We start from the raw sequence: 18,758 nt of genomic DNA on the forward strand, positions 1-18,758 counted from the left end.
ACCCTGGACCGCTCCATGAGAGGACCGACCGTGCCCGAGATGCAGGCCGAAGTACTGATCGTCGGCGGTGGGCTCGGCGGCGTGGCCGCCGCCCTGGCCGCGCTGCGCGCCGGCCGCAGCGTGCTGCTGACCGAGGAGTACGACTGGCTCGGCGGGCAACTCACCAGCCAGGCCGTACCGCCCGACGAGCACTCCTGGGTGGAGCACTTCGGCGTCACCGCCAGTTACCGGGCGCTGCGTGACGGCATCCGGGAGCACTACCGGCGCTGGTACCCGTTGACCGACCGGGCTCGGCGCACCACCGCGCTCAACCCGGGGGCCGGGCACGTCAGCCGGCTCTGCCACGAACCCCGGGTCGCGGTGGCGGTGCTGGAGGACATGCTCGGGCCGTACCGGGGATCCGGGCGGCTGCGGGTGCTCCAGCCGTACCGGCCGGTGGCCGCCGACACCGACGGCGACCGGGTCGTCGGTGTCACCGTGGCGCACCGGCACACCGGCGAGCGGGTGCACCTGACCGCGCCGTACGTGCTGGACGCCACCGAGACCGGCGAGCTGCTGCCGTTGACCGGCACCGAGTACGTCACCGGCTTCGAGTCCCGGGCCGACACCGGTGAACCGAGCGCCCCGGAGCAGGCCCAGCCGGCGAACATGCAGGCGGTGTCGGTGTGCTTCGCGGTCGACCACGTCGACGGCGACCACACCATCGACAAGCCGGCGGCGTACGACTTCTGGCGGGCGTACCGGCCACCGTTCTGGGGCGACCGGATGCTGTCGTTCCGCTCCCCCAACCCGCGCACCCTGGCGATCTCCGAGCGCAGCTTCACCCCCAACCCGGACGACGACCCGTGGCTGGTCCAGGCCGACCAACGGGTCAATCCCGGCGACGGGAACCTGTGGACGTTCCGCCGCATCGCCGCCCGGCGCAACTTCGCCCCCGGTGCTTACGACAGCGACATCTGCCTGGTCAACTGGCCGATGATCGACTACTTCGAGCGGCCGGTGATCGACGTACCCGATGGCGACGCCGGCATCGCCGCGGCCCGGGAGCTGTCCCTGTCGGTGCTGTACTGGTTGCAGACCGAGGCGCCACGCACCGACGGTGGGACCGGCTTTCCCGGGCTGCGACTACGCGGCGACGTCACCGGCACCGGCACCGCCGCCACCGACGGGGACGTCACCCACAGCGGCCTGGCCCAGGCGCCCTACATCCGGGAGTCGCGCCGCATCCGCGCCGAGTACACCGTCGTCGAGCAGGACCTCTCGTTGGAGATCCGGGGCGACAAGGGCGCGGTCAGCTACGCCGACTCGGTCGGGGTCGGCATGTACCGCATCGACCTGCACCCCTCCACCGGCGGCGACAACTACATCGACGTGGCCTCCTGCCCCTTCGAGATACCACTCGGCGCCCTGATCCCCAGGCGGGTGGAGAACCTGCTGCCCGCCGGCAAGAACATCGGCACCACGCACATCACCAACGGCTCCTACCGCCTGCACCCCGTGGAGTGGAACGTCGGCGAGGTCGCCGGTCTGCTCGCGGACTTCTGCCTGGCCCGGCGGGTCACCCCCCGCGCGGTGCGCTACACCCCCGGCCTGCTGGCCGACTTCCAGAACCGCCTCGCCGACTCCGGTGTCGAGCTGCGCTGGCCCGACATCGCCGGCTACTGAGGAAGGACATAACCCCATGAGGAACCGGTTGACGGCCGTCGTCGCGCTCACCGCGCTGCTCGGCCTGACCGCCTGCGGCGGCGACTCCGCCGAGTCCGACGGTCCGGTCACGCTGCGGATGACCACCTGGTCGGCGAACGAGGCCCACCTGAAGCTGTTCAACGAGATCGCCGCCGAGTACACCGCGACGAATCCGGACGTCGCCGGGATCACCTTCGACCCGATCCCGTTCGAGAGCTACACCACCACCCTGACCACCCAGATCGCCGGCGGCAACCCGCCCGATCTGGCCTGGGTGTTGGAGAACTCCGCGCCCGACTTCGTCACCTCCGGCGCGCTGGTGCCGCTGGACGACACCCTCAAGGGCACCGAGGGGTACGGCTTCGACGAGCTCGCCCCGGCCGCGACGAAGCTGTGGCAGGCCGACGGCAAGCTGTACGCGTACCCCTTCTCCACCTCGCCGTTCGGGGTGTTCGTCAACACCGACCTGGTGAAGTCCTCCGGCGCCCAGAGCCCGGCCGAACTGATCGCCGCCGGCCAGTGGACCTGGCAGAACGCGCTGGCCATTGCGAAGGCGGTGCAGGCGGAGACCGGGAAGGCGGGTCTGGTGGTGCGCGACTTCGACTACAAGGGTTGGGACTTCCTGTCCACCGTCTGGACCGGGTGGGGCGCGCAGGCGTGGAGCGAGGACGGCCGCACCTGCGGCTTCAACTCGGCCGAGATGGTCGAGGCGATGACCGTCCTGCACCGGGGGATCTTCGACGACAAGGCGCTACCGGGCCCGGGTACCACCGCCGACTTCTTCGCCGGTGACGCCGGCATGACCATCACCCAGATCTCCCGCGCGTCGCTGTTGGATGGGCAGAAGTTCGGATGGGACCTGGTGCCGCTGCCCGCCGGACCGAAGGGTGAGTACGCGGTGATCGGCCAGGGCGGCATGGGTGTGCTCAAGCAGGGCCGCAACGCCGAGGCCGCCGCCGACTTCCTGGCCTACCTGACCAACCCGGCCAACTCGGCGAAGCTGGCGCAGTTCTTCCCGCCGCCGCGTACCTCGCTGCTCACCGCCGAGACCCTGGCCAAGACCAACCCGCTGCTCAGCCCGAAGCAGTTGCAGGAGGTGGTCATCGACGGGATCGCCGACGGGGTGGTCAAGCCCAGCCACACCGGCCAGGCCGAGCTGAACCAGGCGGTCCGGGCCGCGCTGGACCCGCTGTGGCGGCCGGACGCGGACGTCCGGGGCGTACTCGACGGCGTCTGCACCGCGATCAACCCGCTGCTGGCGAAGTAGGACCAGTGCCATGTCGGTCCTGACCAGGGACACCGCGGGGCGGGCCGGTGACCGGTCCGCCCCCGACGGGGCCACCCCGCACCGGCGGCGCGGCTGGTGGACGACCCGCCGCCGCGACCAGCTCGCCGGGCTGCTCTTCGTCGCACCCCAACTCGCCGGCTCGGTGCTGTTCGTGCTGATTCCGCTCGGGCTGGTCTTCTGGTACAGCCTGCACGAGTGGAACGTGCTCGCCGGCACCTTCGAGTTCGTCGGCGCGGGCAACTACCAGGCCATGGCCGACGACCCGAACCTGCCGTCGGTACTGCGGGTCACCGCGCTGTTCTCGGTCGGCCTGGTGATGTTCAACCTCAGCCTGGCCCTGCTGCTCGCGGTGCTGCTCAACCAGCGCCTACGCGGCACCGTCGTGTTCCGGACGGTGTTCTTCTCCCCGGTGGTCGTCTCGCTCGTCGCCTGGACGATCGTGTGGGGCTTCCTGCTTCAGGACAACGGCGGTGTCAACGGGGCGTTGGGCGTGGCCGGCGTGGACGGGCCGAACTGGCTGCGCGGCGACTGGACGGCGCTGCTGTCGGTGATCGTGGTGCAGGTGGTCAAGAACGTCGGCCTGAACATGGTGCTGTTCCTGGCCGCCCTGCAGGGCGTGCCGGCGGAGCTGTACGAGGCGGCCCGGGTCGAGGGCGCCAACGCCTGGACCCGGTTCCGGCGGATCACCGTGCCGCTGATCAGCCCGACCATCCTGCTCACCTCGATCATCACGGTGGTCGGGTCGTTGCAGGTGTTCGCCCAGATCGCCGTGCTCACCCAGGGCGGACCGGGCACCTCGACCACGGTGCTCGTCTACTACCTGTATCAGCGGGCGTTCCAGTTCCACCAGTTCGGATACGGGGCCACGCTGTCGGTGCTGCTCTTCCTGATCGTGCTGGTGCTCACCGTCGTGCAGTGGCGGATGCGCAGGAAGTGGGTCTTCCATGAACAGTAGGCTCTCCGTACGGGCCAAGGTCGCGCTCTACGGCGTGCTCTGCCTGCTGGCCCTGCCGTTCGTCTTCCCGACCTGGTGGATGGTCACCTCGTCGGTGAAACCGGTAGGCGACATCTTCGCCTTCCCACCGTCGCTGATCCCGACCGAGGCCAGCCTCTCCGCGTACCGTCGGGTCTTCGAGCTGCAACCGTTCGCGCAGCAGTATTTCAACAGCGGATACATCGCGGCCGTGGTCACCGTCGGCACCCTGGCGGTCTCGTCGCTGGCCGGGTACGCCTTCGCCCGGATCCGCTTCCGGGGTCAGCAGGTGCTGTTCGTGGTGGTGCTGGTCGGGCTGCTCATCCCCAGCGAGGTGACAATCGTCCCGCTGTTCCGCATGTTCAACTCGTGGGGCATGGTGGACACCCACTGGCCGCTGATCCTGGTGCCGATCCTCGGCGCGCCGAGCGTGCTGGCCACCTTCATCATGCGGCAGTTCTTCATCACCCTTCCCGCCGAGTTGGAGGAAGCGGCGCGGGTGGACGGGCTGGGACGCTTCGCCACCTTCTGGCGCATCGCGTTGCCGCTGGCCCGCCCAGCGCTCGGCGCGGTAGCGATCTTCACCTTCCTGCACAGCTGGAACCTCTACCTGGAGCCGATCGTCTTTCTCTCCACGCCGGAGAAGTTCACCTTGCCGCAGGCGCTGACCCAGTTCGTCGACGCCTATGGCGGGCCGATGTGGGACGTGCAGCTGTCGGCGGCTTCGATGACCGCCATCCCCATCCTGGTGATCTTCGTGATCGCGCAACGGCAGTTCATCGAGGGACTGGCCCACACCGGCCTGAAGGGCTGAGGCACCCCGCGCGGCTCGTCCACCGAGCCGCGCGGTGGCCAGGAAAGCTCGACCATGGACGCCTGCAATATGCTGCGTGGTGACGGCAGTGCTCAGCGGATGCGGGCCAGGGTGGGAGCGTGACGTGACGGCGGCCGTGATCACAGCCAGCGCCAGCATCGTGGTCGCGGTACTGGTCTTCGTGCTCAACCAGTACGCTCAGCTTCGCGCCGAACGTCGGCGCGCCCGCCTCGATCGGGTGGCGAGCCAGTTGCGCGATCTCTACGGCCCGCTGCACGCACTTGTCGACGTCAACGAACGACTCTGGCAGGCCCTTCGCGACAACAGCCTGCCCGGCCAGCAACAGCGTAGGTCAGGCGCGGCGTTGACCGAGGATCAGCAGGATCAGTGGATGCGGTGGGTCCAGCAGGCGCTCATGCCGGCGAACATCCGGATGCGTGACCTCATCCTCGGCCGCGCAGACCTGGTGATTGAGGACGGCATGCCGGAACCCTTGCGGGCCTTCTGCGCCCACGTCGCCGCGTACGAGGTTGTGCTTGCCCATCCGGACGCCCGACTGCCGGCCCTGATCACGCACCCCGGTGCCGCGTACGTCGATTACGTTCGCAGGTCGTTCGATGCGTTGAAACGGGAGCACCACCGGTTGCTGGCCACACGCCGCGGCGGTCGGTGATCGGCATAGAGTCACAGTTCACCCGGCGGGTCGGCGGCCGGGGGTGGCATCTGACGGGTATCCTGCGCTCTGCTGGTGTACCCGCCTCGCGGGGGATACCCTGAGTTCTTCAGTGAATCAGCCCCATCGCGATCGACGGGGGCGCCTCAGCCGAGACGGTGTGTGCTGGTGTGCCCGCCGACGCCACCCTTAACCGAGGTATTTAGGGAAGGCACAGGGTGTCACAGGAGCGGCCGACCGAGTGGGACGTCCCAGTGGACGACCGAACTCTCGCCGTCGAGACGTCGGGCAAGGCGGACGGTTTCCCGATCTTCCTGATGCACGGAATGCCCGGCAGCCGCAGCGGCCCGAAGCCCCGGAGCATGATCCTGCACCTGCTCGGCATCCGGCTCATCTGCTACGACCGACCGGGCTACGGCAGATCGCTCCGCCGTCCGGGACGTCGCGTGGTCGATGCCGTACGGGACGTCCACGCCATCGCCGACCACCTCGAACTGGACACCTTCGCTGTCGTCGGCCGCTCCGGCGGCGGGCCGCACGCCCTCGCCTGCGCCGCCAGTGACCTGTTCACCGGTCGGTTGACCCGGGCGGCGGTACTGGTCTCCCCGGCCCCCACCGACGCACCGGGTCTGGACTGGTACGCCGGCATGGCACCCTCCAATGTTCAGGCTTACCGGGAGGCGATGTCCGACCAACGCAGGCTGATCGAGTCGCTGACCATCCGGGCCGACCGCACCCGGCGGGATCCGGCGAGCGTGGTCCGCTTCCTCGACGGCGAGTTGAGCGCCACCGATCGCAACGTGGTCGAGGACGTCGCGATGCGCCGACAACTGGCCGCCAGCTTCGCCGAGGCGGTCCGCTTCGGTGCCGACGGTTGGATCGACGACGCGCTGGCGCTCAGCCAAGACTGGGGCTTCGACCCTTCGTCGATAAACGTTCCGGTCCGCCTCTGGCACGGTGCCGACGACGCCTTCTCGCCGGTCTCCCACGCCCGCTGGCTCAAGTCGCAGATCCCGCACGCGGAGTTCGAGGAGCAGCCCGGGGTGGGCCATTTCGCCGCGATGTTGATCCTGCCGGACATCCTCGCCTGGCTCGCCACCCCTCAGGTGGATCTCGTCGACGCCCGTCCGGGCGGTCGGGTCTGACCCGACCGCCCGACGAGTCACGGCGACGGCGCCGGGCACCGCTCAGAACGGGTGCGGATCCAGCACGCGGTCGAGCAGTTTCCGCTGGCTCAGCGCGCGCACGTCCGGATGCCCGCCACCGAGCCGCTTGACCAGATCCGCCACTGCCGCATCCAGTTCATCCGGTGCCGAATCCGGCTCCCGCAGGTGTCGAATCAACGCCAGGTTGGCCGCGGCCCGCAGGGTGTCCGGATGCTGGGGCCCGAGCACGGTACGCAGCACCTTGCGCAGGTCGTCCATCAACTCGAAGGCTCCGGCGAGATCCCCGGTGTCCGCCTTGCAGATCGCCAGGTTCATCTGAGCAGCGAGCACGAACGGGTGCTCCGGGTGCAGCATCTCAGCCAGTCCACCGACGGCCACCTGGGCCGACATCCGGGCGGACTCCCGGTTGCCCTGCGCCCGGGCCGCCACCGACAGATTGTTCTCGCAGATCAACGTCTGGGGGTGTCGCGGACCGAGCAGCGCCCGGTAGAGCGCCTGCACAGCCCGCAGTTCCCCCTCGGCTCCGGCCGGGTCGTCGAGCGCCAGCCGATTCGTCGCCCGGCTGAGCCGGGCAGCCAGCGTGTCCGGGCTGTCCTCCCCATACGTCGCCCGCAGCGTGTCGTACGCGGCATCGAGCAACTGGGCCGCCTCGGTCGCCCGGCCCACCGTGCGCAGCGCCACCCCCAGGTTCGTCTGCGCACCGAGCGTCGCCAGGGCGTTGGGGCCGGACAGGTTCTGATAGTCGGTCAACGCCTCCTGTGACTGCACCAGGGAACGGTCGTACTCGCCGGACTCTCGCAGGTCTCGGGCCAGATTCACGGCCGAGGAGAGGGTCCAGTGATTGTTCCGGCCAAACATCACCCGACGCTGGTCGTAGACCTGCTGGTCCAGCCGCTGTGCCTCGGCCACCTTGCCGTTGAGCCGCATCGAGGCGGCCAGGTTGTTCAACGCCGTCAAGGTACGCGGGAAGTTCTCACCGAAGTCCCGCGACCACATCGCGTAGGTCTGCTCGTCCTCGGCCAGAGCCTCGGCGTAGCGGCCCAGACCTCGCAGGTCGGCAGCGAGTCCGCCGGCAGTCATCAGCGCGTCGGCGTGTGTCTCGCCGAGCAGTTCCCGCTGCTCGGCGAGGGTTTCCTTGTCGAACGCGTGGGCCTGTTCGAAATGGCCCTGGGAGCGCAGGATGTTGCCGAAGTTGAAGCGCAGCCGCAGCAGCGGCGGGTGCAGCATCTCCCGCTCGTCGGGGTCGGTGCTCGCCTGAAGTCGGTCGGTCCACGCCCTGAGGATCCGCTCGCCGAGCTCGCGGGCCTGGCCCAGCACACCACGCAGCCAGATGTAGCGCACCCGCTCGACCAGCAACTCCAGCACGGCCGGATCGTCGGAGTCGAGCGCCGCCTGCATGGCGACCTGCGACTCCTCCAGGTGGGGCCAGAGCATCCGGAACCGTTCCCAGTTGTCTGCCACGTCCACGTCGCTGTCCGGTCGAGCCGCGGCCAGGGCGCTGATCACCTGCCGGCGGGTGCTCTGCCGTTCCTCCTCGGTCATCCGACGTTGGACGGCGTCGCGCAGCAGGCGATGGATCTCGATCTGCTGCGCTCGGGTGTCGAGCCGCAGCAGCGCCAGCCGGTTGATGCGCTGGATCAGTCTCGCCGCGCCGGAGCGGGTCGGCACCGACGGGTCGGCCTGCCGCAGCAGGTCTCCGATGCCCCTGCTGTTGAGCAGTTCGATGGAGACCTTCACCGACAGCACCGAGCAGATCTCCAGCAGCCGGTACGCGCCGGGCGAGTCCTCCTTCAGCCGGTCCAGCGACGGTCCCCAGGTCTCCAGGGCGGCGCCGTGCTCGGCCAACTCGATCAGATAGTTGTCCACCGACTTACCGCTGACAGCCAGCAGGGCACCACCGACGGCGAGGGCGATCGGCAGGTCACCGAGCGCCTCGGCGACGCGGTCCGCGTCCGGCTGGGAAAGGCTTGCCACCTGCCGCTGGAGGTGCTCGATGCTCTCGGCCCGGCTGAACGGGCTGATCTCGATGGTCTCCGCGCTCTCCTCCCAGGTCCGTTCCCGAGCGGTGATGATGATGTGGCCCCGGCCGCCCTGCGGCAGGAACTCCTCGATCTCCCGGTAGTCCGCGACGTTGTCGAAGACCAGCAGCCACCGCGGATAGCGGTCGCCGCGGATCAGCGTGTCGTGCACCTGGCGGATGGCGGCCGGGATGTTCACCGCCTCGGGCAGGCCCATCCGTTGACCGAGATCGACCAACGACGAGTCGACCAGGGCCTTCGGATCGGCCTCGATCCAGAACACCAGGTCGTACGCCGTTCGGAAGCGATGGACGTACTCCAGGGCGATCTGGCTCTTGCCCACCCCGCCCATTCCGCGCAGCGCGACCAGCGAGTATCCACGGCTGGCACCGCCCTGGAGCAGCCGCCGCAACCGGCGCAGCTCATCGTCGCGCCCGATGAACTGGACGTTGGCCACCGGTGTCTTCTGCAACTCCGGCCCGGCACCCGGGTAGCGGGACCCGGTCGCCGCGGTCACGTCCGCGCTGGTCAGCTCGACCCGGCCGACCAGGCGCAGCAGGCTCGCCGCCGCGTCACCCGCTCTGGTCACACCGTTGAGGAAGACCGACGTCTCCAGCGTGAACTCGGGCAGTGGCTTGACGTCGTCGATGTATACCGCCAGCGGGGTGCCCGAACCAGGGGTCTCCGACGGCGGCAGCGCGCCCGGCGTGGTCTCCGCGTACGCCGTCGAGACGACGGTAAGCGTCCGGGTCGGCGTGGCCTCCCGGCGAACCGCGAGCGACCCCCCGTCGAGGACCTGGATGCCGACCAGTCCGAGGATCCGCTCGACCCACTCCGCCCAGACCTCGTCCTTCGGGGCGTAGCGCAGCAGGATCTCCCCCTGCGGCAGGAACCTCTTGCGCTCGTACTGCGACCGCAGTTGACTGCGCACGGCATCGTCCAGCCGCGGCAGGGACCGGACCGCACCGTCGGTGATCGCCGCGGTCAGCCGCTCGTACGCCGACAGCATCGCCCGGTCGGTACCGAACGTCGCCAGCGTCTCCTCGTACGCGTAGTAGGCCACGTACGGCACCTCAACCTCGGCCCAGTAGTCGCGACGATCGCCCTCGCTCATCCCGGCGGGCAGTCCGGCGAAGCGGTGCATGGCCAGCGCCCGGCCGGCGTTGGCCTTGTCCTGTTCGGCCGGGTCGACCCGCATCGGTGCCGGCAGCACCCGGATCCGCCGGTGGTTGTAGTACCGTTCGGTCACCTCCCGGGCCACCCGGGCCGCGCCTTCGATGCCCTGGTCGCTGAACGTGAAGCAGTCGACAAGCACATCCGGCAGGTGGATCGTGCAGATGCTGGCCACGTCGCTCAGCCCGGTCCGGCTGTCGATAAGCGTGTAGTCGTAGTTGCGCCGCATGTCCGCGCGCAACGCGTCGATGAACGCCGCGCCGCCCAGCCCGTCGTAGAACACGTCCCAGTCCAGCCCACTGATCCCGGCGGCGTAGTCCCGGTTGTGCCGACCGGCGGAGAGAAAGTCCAGGCTGCCCCCGTCAGGAAAGGTGTAGTTCAGCGAGAACGCGAACCGCTGCACCCGCGCGAACTCCGCCTCCCAACCGTTCGGCAGCAGACGGCTCTTCGGCAGCCCGTCGGCGTCCTTGGCCGAAGCCTGGGTCTCGAAATCACGAATCATGTCGATGACCCCGCCGGTGCCGGGCAGGACACTCAGGTCGATGAACGGATGGTAGAACCGGTGCAGGCCGGGCGACTCCAGATCCCAGTCGGCGACAAGCACCTTCTTACCGTTCGCCGCCAGGATCCACGCCACGTTTGCCAGTGCCATGGTCCGGCCCGTACCACCCTTGAACGAGTAGAACGTGACCACCTGGCCGCTACGTTCGTCAGTCATCGGTCCTCTTCTGTGCCTGAAAACGTGTTGCTGCCGCCCGACGTTTCGGGCCGACCGAGCTGCGGTCGCCGAACCCGAGGCCGGTCCGACGGCACGACGGGTGCGTTCTTGAGGAACTGACGGCGGGCCTCGGTCACCAGCTCCGGCATGATCTGGACGAACTCCGACAGCTGGGTGACCCGCCTCGCCGCCGGTCGGTTCGCCCGATCGAGCATCCGCGCGACCCGGTCCGCGAACCGGTGGCCTGCGGGCGCCGCCCACGGATCGTCCTCGTCGAGCACCATCAACGGGATCACCCACCGGGGCAGCCGCTTCAGCACGAGCGCCAGATCATGCTCCCCCGCGCTGTCGCTGACGATCCATGGATCGACGAGTAGCACCGAGGGGCAGCGGACCATCACGTCACCGGCATCGGCGAAGCTGGTGACGTGGGTGGCCAACCCCAGCCGCTCGGCCGTGCTCGCCACGTACTTGGCGGCGGGCAACGCCTGATCCTGCCCGAACGGGCGCCACTGCTCGCTGCGCTCGGCGTAGATTCCGGGCGCACGCTCCGCCGGTACCTCGGCCCGGGTCGGTGCGGCGACGACCACCACGAACTGCGCGTCCGCCCGGGAGGTGGGACGCGCCTCGGCCACCTTCGGCACCACGGAGGACGGCAGTGGATGCCGTTGCGCGATCTGCGTGACCTCCGTCGCGATACGGCTCAGCACCTCCCGGTACGCCGACCGGTAGCTGGCGAGCATGCACAACGCGCGCAGCCCGTTCTCGGCGTACCCGGTGACATCGCCGGCGAGTTCGAGCGCCTCACGGGTCTCGGCCGTCTGGTCCCAGGACGGCAGCGGAATCCACAGCACCGGCACGATGTGTCGGTACTTCTCGCTGATCGAGGACGCCTTCAGCCGACGCCGAAACGCCTCCAGCTCGCCGAGCGGCCAGGAGTTGCTGAGATAGGCGGGCGAGTAGAGCGGTACGAACACCTGCGTGTTGCCGAGCGCTGTGGTCAGCGTCTCTTCCCAGTCCGCACCGGAGCTCAGCTGCGCGTCGAAGAACCCGACCTGCCGGTCATCCGGGGCGGAGATCTGGCCACGGATCGCCGCTGAGAGGTCGTCGAAGAAGACCTTGACCCACTTGTCGGGATCCAGACGAGGATCCTCCAGCATGGGCGGGGAATGGGCGTAGCTGAGGAAGAAGTAGGTGCCGTGGTCGACCGCCACCGGCGCCGCCGCCCCGATCCCGCTCATCTGTCCCTCCCGGAGAACTTCCTGAGGGGCCGGTCGGGCGCGGTCAGCACCTGCGGCTCCACCCAGTGCGATCGGGTCAACTCGACGATGCGCTGGGCCAATTTCCAGATCACCACATCGCTGGCGTCGTCCTTCATGGAGAGCAGCCCGTACAGGCCCTCCTGGTGGTACCTCGGCACCACGTTCTCGTCCGGAGTTCCTTCCGGGGAGAACCACTCGAGGCCGTCGGGCGGCTCGCACGAATCCTCAGGCGCCCAGCACACCGGCAGGATGCAGGTCTCGCGGGTGGGCCGACCGTCGCGGCGGGTGATCGTGCGTCCGGCGAACAGCTCCCACTCCATCGCGCACCACTCGCTGTCCAGATAGGCCGGGGTCAGCAGGGCGACGAAGACCTGGCAGGTGCCGACGGCCTCCAGCAGCTCCGGGGTCCATTTCTCGCCACCGCGCATGGTCCGGTTGATGAAACCGGGATCCGCGCCGGCCTGGCGGCTCACCAGGGCGTTGACGTGAATGGACAGCTCGGTGAAGAGCCGCAGCGCGTTCGTGTTGGCCTCCCGCCGTCCCCCGGGCGCCCGCAACGGCGGCTTGATGACGGCATAGCTGACAAAGAACAGTGGAGCGAACGGATCGTCCACCACCCTGTCGTCAGCCAACTGTCGCTCCCCCGCCATCGACCACAGGTGCCACCGCGCCGTCGCCCAAGGTAAGCACACCGGCACGGATGGGTCTATACCGCTTTACGGTCGGCGATGCCCGGCCATCCAGGTTGTCGCGAAGTCGACCGCATCGCGCAGATCGAGCAACCGGGTCGGTGCGCTGCCCACGAGGCCGCGACCGACCGGCAGACCGGCATCGATCGCCGCGCCGAGCGCGGAGAAATCACTCATGTCGAGCGCCGGCGCTAGGAAGTCGCGCCGCTCCCGACGCCCGGCCACCAGCACGTAACAGCGATAGGACCGCTGCGGCGGTGGACCTGCCGGCCGACGTGCCTCCGGCCGGTACTCCGCCAGATGCAGGGCCGTACAGCTGGTGTAGCCCACGCCGAGCAGCAGGACCGCGGCACCGGCCCGGTAGAGACGCCCCAGTGGCGAGCGCTCCCCGAGGTGGCAGTCCAGGTCGTGGACCGCAGTGAACTCGGCCGCGCGCCGGCCGAGGGCGGCGAACGACGTGAGCGGGTGACCGCTACGGGCCGCGCCGGGCCGCTGCCGCAGGTACTCGGCGAAGACTCCCATTCCCTCGGAGGGGGTGGTCGCCGGATCGAACCCGGGTAGTCGAGCCTCGTAGGCGGCCCGGCCCACCGCGTCCAGCCCCTCGGTCGCGGCACGGAAGGCCGGACTCGTCGGCGAGTTGCCGGCCGTCTGTGCCGGCACGACGACCGTCGCCGCCGGCCCGGCCACCCGGCGAAGCGCCGCCAGCAGCGTTGCCGGGCCGCCCGCCGCCGGTCCCATCCGCCGCATCGAGCAGTGCACCAACAGGTCCTGCCCGGCCCGTACGCCGAGTGCGGTCAGGTCGGCGGCGAGCCGGTCTACCTCAGCGGGATCAGCACGCCTGGCAAGGATCGCCCGGTCAACGCGGGTCATCGGACCACGAGTCCACGGTCTGGCGCATCCGCCGCACGAAGCGATGCCCGTGCTCGGTGAGCGCTCCGGTGCCGGCCAGCTCGTCGATGGCACGTACCGTCCACCCGCGATACCGGCGGTGCCGCTGCCGGGCCAGGGGGCCAGGCCGGGCCCGCCAGATGTCGGCGACGGCCAGATGTGCGTACGTGCCCTGGAGGACGCCCTCCAGCGGTCGCGGATCGTCGCGCCACGGCACGCTCAGTCGCTTCCGGTACGCCGGGTCGTACAGCTGGCTCACATCCAGCACCGCGCCGAGTTTGACGTGCTGGAACTCGTGCACCAGCAGCTCCGCCAGCGGGTCGGGGGCGGCCGGCACGGTGCCGAGCGCGCCGAAGGCGTCCCGGGAGGCGGCACTGCGCAGCCGGCCGCCCGGATCCACCCGCAGCGGGGTGACGGTCCGCAGCCCCGCGCGCAGTCCCGCGATCTGGCCGGGCGTCGTGTGCTCGATCCGGGCCCAGGCGGCGGCCAGCGACCTCCGCCAGGACGCCAGCTGCGCCGGGTCGAGCCGGCCGGTCACCGGCCACTGGTAGCAGTCCCGGTACGGATCGATGTCGTCGATCAGCAGGGTCCAGCCGCTCAACTCGACCTGGCGTACGGGTGCCCAACCCGCCGGGGGCGTGGCCCCGGCCGGCGGCACCGTGACGAGCGACCTTCCGGCACGGGCGGTGAATCCGCCGCCCGCGATCGACAGGCGTGCGCTCCGTTCACCCGGCTCGTCGATGGCTTGCGCGCCGAGGCCCGGCAGATGCACCAGGCCGGAGCGCACCGGCACCTCGATGTCCGTGTCGACGCCCGCGCGGACGGCCGCGGCTGCGGCCAGCGCGCCGAGGTACGCCCAGTCGGGGGCCTCCCCCGCGACCGGGGCGAGGCAGCGCCGGGCCCACCGTCGCAGGTAGGGGTGGGCGAAGGTGGCCGAGACCGCCTCGGTCGCCTCCTCGTCGAGCCGGACGATCAGCTCCCAGGCTTCGGCGAGCGGCGTGCCGGCGACCCGGTCGGCGATCTGGACCAGCAGCCCCCGCACGTAGGCGAGCTGAGCGGCGGCGAGCCGGTGCAGGCTGGCCCCGGAGCCGTGGCCGGTACCGAGATCGTCCAGCAGGTCGGCGGCGGGCAGGCCGTCGAGAAGCCGGTCCCCGGCAAGGCCGGTCGATCGGGCCGCTACGGCGGTCTCCGGTGATTCATCGTTCATCGTGACGATCAGCTTCTTCAGGTCGGCGCAGTAGACCGACGGATTGTCGAACCCGCCGGCAGCGGAGTAGCGATGCGCCCGCAGCCCACCGCCGCACTGGCCGACGACGGAACAGTCCCGGCAGGTCTGGCAGAGCCCGGTCAGGCCACGTCGGCTGCGGGCGAACTCCGGATGGGCGGCCAGCACGTTCGCCGAGTGGCGGAAGACGTCCAAGCCCGTCCCGGCCGCACCGTCGAACGCGGTCTTCATCGAGTCGGCCAGTTCCCAGGTGCCGTCGGTCTCGATCACCGCGAGACCCGACGGATCGAGCCCCACCGCCTCGGTGCCGCTCCGCCCGCCCGCGGCGGCGGCCAGCAGCGAGTCGAACAGTCTTATGTCGACCGGCCGGCCGTCGCGGACCCACCGTCGATAGATGGGTAGCAGCCAGTCCGCGTACGAGGTGGCTCCGCCGGGTCGCGGCGGGGGATCGACCCAGGTCGCGTGCGGAAGTAGGAAGTCGATCCGGGGCGGCGCCTCGGCCAGCAGCGCCCGGTAGACCTGGACGGGGTCGTTGCGCACGTCGATCGTGCAGAGAATGCCCGCGTAGCAGCGGCGGTACTCCGGCCGACGGAGCAGGGCCAACGCCCGCCGTACCTGCGCGTGGCTGCTGGCCCCGTTGGCGAAGCGTCGGTGCCGGTCGTTGGCCGTGGCGTCACCGTCAAGCGAAATGCCGACCCGCACGCCGTGCTCCACGAACAGGTCGCACAGTTGCGGGCTGAGCAGCACCCCGTTGGACTGCATCCGGAGATCCAGTTCGGCGACCGGTTCGATGGCGGCGCGTAGGCGGGTCAGTACCATCGCCAAACCGGCCGCGCCCAGCAGCAGCGGTTCGCCGCCGTGCAACACCAGATTGACCCGGTGCAGCCCCCGCTCTCGGGCATGCTCGGCGATGCGGAGGGCGGCGGCCGCCACGGTCTCCGGGGCGATCTTTCGCGGCCGGGCCCGCCAGCTCTGGTCCGCGTGCTCGTAGACGTAGCAGTGGTCGCAGGCCAGGTCACATCGGCTGTGCACCTTCAGGACGTACTGGTGCAGTGGAGGCGGCCACGGATCAGATTCGCCTGGTGTCGTGGACACCGGGTATCAGATCGCCGAATTGAACGCCGCCACATCGACCGCCTCGGCGCGGTCGCGGTCCTCGACGATCCGGCGTACGAGGGGCCGGACCTGCTCGGTGGAGAGCTGACGGAGCGGGGTGCGCAGAAGGACAGTGAGATCGGTTGACGTCTGCTGGGCCTCGACGGGTGCGGCATGGGCCACGGGTGACTCCCCTCAATGCCGGTGCCTGCGGGACGGATCAGTCGACGGAGCGGCGAACGTCACTCCAATTAGTAGCATAGAGACGACCCGCCGTGATGTCCCATGTCAGCGACGAGCCCCGGTCGACCGTTGCTGGTCGCCCGGGGCTCGTCGGGTGGGTGTCGTCGGATCAGGCGAGGTCGAAGCGGTCCAGTTCCATCACCTTGGTCCAGGCCGCCACGAAGTCGGCCACGAACTTGGCCCGGGCGTCGTCGCTGGCGTAGACCTCGGCGAGCGCGCGGAGCTGGGAGTTGGAGCCGAAGATGAGGTCGACCGCGGTGGCGGTCCACTTCACCTGCTCGGTGGCCACGTCACGGATCTCGTACACGTGCTCGTCGGACTCCGACGCCTTCCAGCGGGTGCCCGGGGAGAGCAGGTTGCTGAAGAAGTCGTTGGTGAGCACGCCGGGCCGGTCGGTGAGCACGCCGTGCCGGCTGCCACCGACGTTGGCGCCGAGAGAGCGCAGACCACCCACGAGCACGGTCATCTCGGGCGCGGTCAGGTTGAGCATGTACGCCCGGTCGATCAGCAGCACCTCCGGCTGGGTCTTCTCGCCCGGACGCAGGTAGTTGCGGAACCCGTCGGCACGCGGCTCCAGGACCCGGAACGACTCGATGTCGGTCTGCTCCTGGCTGGCGTCGGTGCGGCCCGGGTGGAACGGGACGGTGATCTCGACACCGGCGTCCCGGGCCGCCTTCTCCACCGCGGCCGAACCGGCCAGCACGATCAGGTCAGCGAGGGAGATCCTGGCCCCGCCCGCCGAGTTGAACTCCCGCTGGATGCCCTCCAGGGTGCTCAGCACCGTCGCGAGCTGCTCCGGCTGGTTGACCTCCCAGCTGCGCTGCGGTTCGAGGCGAATCCGGGCACCGTTGGCACCGCCGCGCTTGTCGGTGTACCGGAAGCTCGCGGCCGAGGCCCAGGCGGTGCTCACCAACTGGGCGGTGGTGAGACCGGACTCCAGGACCTTCGCCTTCAGCGCCGCGATGTCGGCGTCACCGACCCGCTCGTGGTCGACGGCCGGCACCGGGTCCTGCCACAGCTGGGGCTCCGGCACCCACGGCCCGAGGAACCGGCTCACCGGCCCCATGTCACGGTGCAGCAGCTTGAACCACGCCTTGGCGAAGGCCAGGGCGAACTCGTCCGGGTTCTCCAGGAACCGGCGGGAGATCTTCTCGTACGTCGGGTCCACGCGCAGCGACAGGTCGGTCGTGAGCATCGTGGGCTTGTGCTTCTTCGACGGGTCGTGGGCGTCCGGAATGATCGCCTCGGCGTCCTTGGCGACCCACTGCTTGGCACCGCCGGGGCTGGTGGTGAGTTCCCACTCGTAGCCGAAGAGGATCTCGAAGAAGCGGTTGCTCCACTGCGTCGGCCGGTCGGTCCAGGTGACCTCGAGGCCACTGGTGATGGTGTCGGCGCCCTTGCCGCTTCCGTACGTGCTCAGCCAGCCCAGACCCTGCGCCTCCAGCGGCGCGCCCTCCGGCTCCGCGCCCACGTGGTCGTCGGCGACACCGGCGCCGTGGGTCTTGCCGAAGGTGTGACCACCGGCGATCAGCGCGACGGTTTCCTCGTCGTTCATCGCCATCCGGGCGAAGGTCTCCCGGATGTAGTGCGCCGCCGCGAGCGGGTCCGCATTGCCGCGCGGGCCCTCGGGGTTGACGTAGATCAGGCCCATCTCAGTCGCGCCGACACCCTGCGCCATCTCCTTTTCGGAGACGTAGCGCTCGTCACCCAGCCAGGTGTCCTCCGGACCCCAGAAGATCTCCTCGGGCTCCCAGACGTCCTCCCGGCCGAAGCCGAACCCGAAGGTCTTGAAGCCCATCGACTCCAGGGCCACGTTGCCGGCGAGCACGAGCAGGTCGGCCCAGGAGATCTGCTGGCCGTACTTCTGCTTCACCGGCCACAGCAGGCGGCGCGCCTTGTCCAGGTTGGCGTTGTCCGGCCAGCTGTTGAGCGGGGCGAAGCGCTGCCCGCCGTCACCGGCGCCACCGCGACCGTCCTCGATGCGGTAGGTGCCCGCGGCGTGCCAGCTCATCCGGATCATGAGGCCGCCGTAGTGACCGAAGTCGGCCGGCCACCAGTCCTGCGAGGTGGTGAGGACCTGGGTGATGTCCCGCTTGAGCGCCTCGACGTCGAGCTTGGCGAACTCCTTGGCGTAGCTGAAGTCCTCCCCCAGCGGGTTGCCCTTCGACGAGTGGGCGTGCAGCACCGAGAGGTCGAGCTGGTTGGGCCACCAGTCCCGGTTCGTACGCGGACGACCGCCGGTCTTCGGGGTCGGCGAGTCGATCGCCGGGTTCTCGCTCTCGCTGCCGTGGGCGGTCACGGAGTCGTGCGCGACCGGGCAGCCGGCCGCCGCCTTGGAGTCCACGCCCTGGGCGCTGGACGGGGCGTCGTGCTCTGCGTTGCTCAATGTGCTTCCTTCCGACCTGGCGGTTCACTGGTGGTGCGGGCGGTCGCGCAGTCGGGGCAGGTGCCCCAGTAGACGACCTCCGCCTCGTCGACCACGAATCCGTGGTCGTCGGAGGCGGTCAGACAGGGGGCGTAGCCGACGGCGCAGTCCACGTCGGCGATCACGCCGCAGGAGCGGCAGACGACATGATGGTGGTTGTCTCCGACCCGGGACTCGTAGCGGGCGATCGCTCCGGTGGGCTGGATGCGGCGCACCAGACCGGCGTCGGTGAGTGCCCGCAGCACATCGTAGATCGCCTGGTGGGACACGGTGGGATGATCGGCACGGACCAGCCGGATCACGGTGTCGGTGTCGACGTGCGGGTGGTCGCGTAGCGCCGCGAGCACCGCCAACCGGGGTCGGGTCACGCGCAACGAGACCGCCCGCAGCTGCGCCTCGAAGTCGGCCGTCATGCCGACGAA

Annotated in this window: 14 protein-coding genes; 6 read left to right on the forward strand and 8 right to left on the reverse strand. The window is 69.8% G+C overall.

The features are described 5' to 3' along the window. Nucleotides 1-39 precede the first annotated feature (39 nt). The 6 genes from KBX50_RS02790 (at nucleotide 40) to KBX50_RS02815 (ending at nucleotide 6,579) form a co-directional block, all read left to right on the forward strand. Nucleotides 40-1,665 carry an FAD-dependent oxidoreductase gene (locus tag KBX50_RS02790; RefSeq protein ID WP_210934413.1) on the forward strand — a complete coding sequence of 542 codons (1,626 nt, stop codon included), beginning with the start codon at nucleotides 40-42 and terminating at the stop codon, nucleotides 1,663-1,665. Nucleotides 1,666-1,681: 16 nt separating this feature from the next. Continuing rightward, a complete protein-coding gene (locus KBX50_RS02795; RefSeq protein WP_210934291.1) occupies nucleotides 1,682-2,953 on the forward strand; it encodes an ABC transporter substrate-binding protein in 1,272 nt (423 codons plus the stop codon). Nucleotides 2,954-2,963: 10 nt separating this feature from the next. Further along, entirely contained in the window at nucleotides 2,964-3,929 is a 966-nt protein-coding gene (locus KBX50_RS02800) for a carbohydrate ABC transporter permease (RefSeq protein WP_210934292.1), read from the forward strand. Further along, a complete protein-coding gene (locus tag KBX50_RS02805) occupies nucleotides 3,919-4,761 on the forward strand; it encodes a carbohydrate ABC transporter permease (protein ID WP_210934293.1) in 843 nt (280 codons plus the stop codon). Before KBX50_RS02800 ends, KBX50_RS02805 begins: the two co-directional genes overlap by 11 nt. A 124-nt stretch (nucleotides 4,762-4,885) precedes the next feature. Continuing rightward, the gene (locus KBX50_RS02810) at nucleotides 4,886-5,434 is read left to right on the forward strand and encodes a hypothetical protein (RefSeq protein WP_210934294.1); all 549 of its coding nucleotides are present in this window, start codon (nucleotides 4,886-4,888) and stop codon (nucleotides 5,432-5,434) included. Between the two features lie 254 nt (nucleotides 5,435-5,688). Further along, complete coding sequence (locus tag KBX50_RS02815; RefSeq protein WP_307870811.1) at nucleotides 5,689-6,579, forward strand: alpha/beta hydrolase; 891 nt, start codon at nucleotides 5,689-5,691, stop codon at nucleotides 6,577-6,579. A 42-nt stretch (nucleotides 6,580-6,621) separates the two neighbouring features. On the opposite strand, the gene fxsT is transcribed toward KBX50_RS02815, so the two are convergent. The 8 genes from fxsT to KBX50_RS02855 form a co-directional block, all read right to left on the reverse strand. Beyond that, nucleotides 6,622-10,509: an FxSxx-COOH system tetratricopeptide repeat protein gene (gene fxsT, locus KBX50_RS02820; RefSeq protein WP_210934295.1), complete on the reverse strand. Its 3,888-nt coding sequence runs from the start codon at nucleotides 10,507-10,509 to the stop codon at nucleotides 6,622-6,624. Then, nucleotides 10,506-11,750 (reverse strand): TIR-like protein FxsC, encoded by a 1,245-nt coding sequence (locus KBX50_RS02825; protein WP_210934298.1) that lies wholly within the window; start codon nucleotides 11,748-11,750, stop codon nucleotides 10,506-10,508. The genes fxsT and KBX50_RS02825 overlap by 4 nt, the downstream gene beginning before the upstream one ends. Continuing rightward, entirely contained in the window at nucleotides 11,747-12,403 is a 657-nt protein-coding gene (locus KBX50_RS02830) for a TIR-like protein FxsC (RefSeq protein ID WP_210934301.1), read from the reverse strand. The genes KBX50_RS02825 and KBX50_RS02830 overlap by 4 nt, the downstream gene beginning before the upstream one ends. 84 nt (nucleotides 12,404-12,487) lie before the next feature. Continuing rightward, nucleotides 12,488-13,330, reverse strand: coding sequence for an aminoglycoside N(3)-acetyltransferase (locus tag KBX50_RS02835; RefSeq protein ID WP_210934304.1), 843 nt, complete (start codon nucleotides 13,328-13,330; stop codon nucleotides 12,488-12,490). Then, nucleotides 13,317-15,668 carry an FxsB family cyclophane-forming radical SAM/SPASM peptide maturase gene (locus KBX50_RS02840; protein ID WP_307870812.1) on the reverse strand — a complete coding sequence of 784 codons (2,352 nt, stop codon included), beginning with the start codon at nucleotides 15,666-15,668 and terminating at the stop codon, nucleotides 13,317-13,319. Before KBX50_RS02840 ends, KBX50_RS02835 begins: the two co-directional genes overlap by 14 nt. A gap of 6 nt (nucleotides 15,669-15,674) precedes the next feature. Beyond that, on the reverse strand, nucleotides 15,675-15,851 hold the full coding sequence (locus KBX50_RS02845) for a hypothetical protein (protein WP_210934305.1): 177 nt from the start codon (nucleotides 15,849-15,851) through the stop codon (nucleotides 15,675-15,677). Between the two features lie 169 nt (nucleotides 15,852-16,020). Next, nucleotides 16,021-18,297, reverse strand: a complete 2,277-nt coding sequence (gene katG / locus KBX50_RS02850; RefSeq protein ID WP_210934306.1) for a catalase/peroxidase HPI — start codon at nucleotides 18,295-18,297, stop codon at nucleotides 16,021-16,023. Next, nucleotides 18,294-18,749, reverse strand: a complete 456-nt coding sequence (locus tag KBX50_RS02855; protein WP_093407101.1) for a Fur family transcriptional regulator — start codon at nucleotides 18,747-18,749, stop codon at nucleotides 18,294-18,296. Before KBX50_RS02855 ends, katG begins: the two co-directional genes overlap by 4 nt. Nucleotides 18,750-18,758 lie beyond the last annotated feature (9 nt).

The sequence above is a fragment of the Micromonospora sp. C51 genome (genome assembly GCF_018070435.1).
Classification (GTDB): Bacteria; Actinomycetota; Actinomycetes; order Mycobacteriales; family Micromonosporaceae; genus Micromonospora; species Micromonospora sediminimaris.

What these genes read in the sequence shown, in the direction of transcription:
- KBX50_RS02855 (WP_093407101.1), bottom strand. Translation starts at nt 18,749, where the DNA reads ATGACGGCCGACTTCGAGGCGCAGCTGCGGGCGGTCTCGTTGCGCGTG.
- KBX50_RS02800 (WP_210934292.1), top strand. Translation starts at nt 2,964, where the DNA reads ATGTCGGTCCTGACCAGGGACACCGCGGGGCGGGCCGGTGACCGGTCC.
- fxsT (WP_210934295.1), bottom strand. Translation starts at nt 10,509, where the DNA reads ATGACTGACGAACGTAGCGGCCAGGTGGTCACGTTCTACTCGTTCAAG.
- KBX50_RS02835 (WP_210934304.1), bottom strand. Translation starts at nt 13,330, where the DNA reads ATGACCCGCGTTGACCGGGCGATCCTTGCCAGGCGTGCTGATCCCGCT.
- KBX50_RS02795 (WP_210934291.1), top strand. Translation starts at nt 1,682, where the DNA reads ATGAGGAACCGGTTGACGGCCGTCGTCGCGCTCACCGCGCTGCTCGGC.
- KBX50_RS02790 (WP_210934413.1), top strand. Translation starts at nt 40, where the DNA reads ATGCAGGCCGAAGTACTGATCGTCGGCGGTGGGCTCGGCGGCGTGGCC.
- KBX50_RS02825 (WP_210934298.1), bottom strand. Translation starts at nt 11,750, where the DNA reads ATGAGCGGGATCGGGGCGGCGGCGCCGGTGGCGGTCGACCACGGCACC.
- KBX50_RS02805 (WP_210934293.1), top strand. Translation starts at nt 3,919, where the DNA reads ATGAACAGTAGGCTCTCCGTACGGGCCAAGGTCGCGCTCTACGGCGTG.